This is a genomic window from Streptomyces sp. NPDC001868 (assembly GCF_040297125.1).
Lineage (GTDB): Bacteria > Actinomycetota > Actinomycetes > Streptomycetales > Streptomycetaceae > Streptomyces.
In genome coordinates, this window is sequence record NZ_JBEOYO010000142.1 from 1 (window position 1) to 1,358 (window position 1,358).

At 70.3% G+C, this 1,358-nt stretch carries 1 protein-coding gene; it reads right to left on the reverse strand.

Features of this window, described 5'->3' with window-relative positions; translation table 11 throughout:
* Window positions 1-22: 22 nt before the first annotated feature.
* Window positions 23-1,288 carry an IS701 family transposase gene (locus ABT147_RS47175; RefSeq protein WP_502983289.1) on the reverse strand — a complete coding sequence of 422 codons (1,266 nt, stop codon included), beginning with the start codon at window positions 1,286-1,288 and terminating at the stop codon, window positions 23-25.
* Window positions 1,289-1,358: the final 70 nt, after the last annotated feature.

Consider the following 1,358-nt stretch of genomic DNA (forward strand, 5'->3'; position numbering starts at 1 on the left):
TCGCGGGCGACCTTGTAGAGGCTCAGGCCGACGCCGTCTCTTTTGGGGACCGGGTGATGCGCTGGAGGGTGCAGAAGGCGTGGGCTGCGGAGACGAGGGTGACGTGGTGGTGCCAGCCTCTCCAGGTGCGGCCCTCAAAGTGGGCCAGGCCCAGGACCTGCTTCATCTCGCGGTAGTCGTGCTCGATGCGCCAGCGCAGTTTCGCGGTGCGCACGAGGGTGGCCAGCGGGGTGTCGGCGGGCAGGCTGGACAGCCAGAACTGCACGGGTTCGGGCTCGGTGGCGGGCCATTCGGCCAGCAGCCAGCGCACGGGCAGTTCCGGACCGTCGGCGGCCTTGCGGATCTCGCGTCCAGCGGGCCTGATCCGCAGGGCCACGAACCGCGAGTACATCCGCTTGACGCCAGTGCGGCCGCTGCCCGGGCGGGAGCCTTCCCGCCACTGCACCGGCTTCGCGGCCCGCTTGCCCGCCGCGATGACCAGCTTCTTCACAGCCTGGGCCGGCTCGGGGTAGACGGGCTGCGGCCGAGGCCCGCGACCGCCGTAGGGCGGGATGCGGGGCCTGGCTTCTTCCGGCTGGGCAGTGGTCGTGGTGGAGATGCCCACCACGTAGTCAAGGCCGCGTTCCTCCAGCCCGAGGCGGAAGGCTGCGGCATCGCCGTAGCCGCCGTCGGCGACGACGAGAGGGACCTCGATGCCCCACGACCGCGTCTCGTCGATCATGTCCAGAGCCAGCTGCCACTTCTCGACATGGCCGACCTCTTCGGGGATGCCGCACTTCGTGCGCCGGGCCACCTTGGCCGGATCGGCCTTCGGCGAGGCGGGATCCCAGCTCTCCGGCAGGAACAAGCGCCAGCCGACAGCCGCCGAGGCGTCATCGGAGGCCAGGTGCAGCGACACACCGGCCTGGCAGTTGGTGACCTTGCCTGCCGTGCCGGTGTACTGCCGGGCCACGCAGGCCGAAGCGTCCCCGTCCTTCAGAAAGCCGGTGTCATCGACGATCAGCGCGGTCGGCCTGATCACCTGCTGCATCCGCCAGGCGAGGCGGGCACGCACATGCGCCGCGTCCCACGGGCTGGTGGTGATGAAGTGGGCCAGGGCCTGCCGGTTGCCGTCCTCACCCAGCCGGGCGGCCATCGGTTCCACCGACTTACGCCGCCCGTCCAGGAGCAGCCCCCGCAGATACACCTCGCCCCACCGGCGCTGATCCGCCCGCGCGAACGGCTCGAACATCTCCGCCGCGAAGTCCTCCAGATCACACCGGACCGCGGCCAACTCCCCACCCAGCACACCCGGTCAACGACACACCCGACCAAACAGACACGCCACCGACGAACGAACCTGACCAAGCACTACTAGG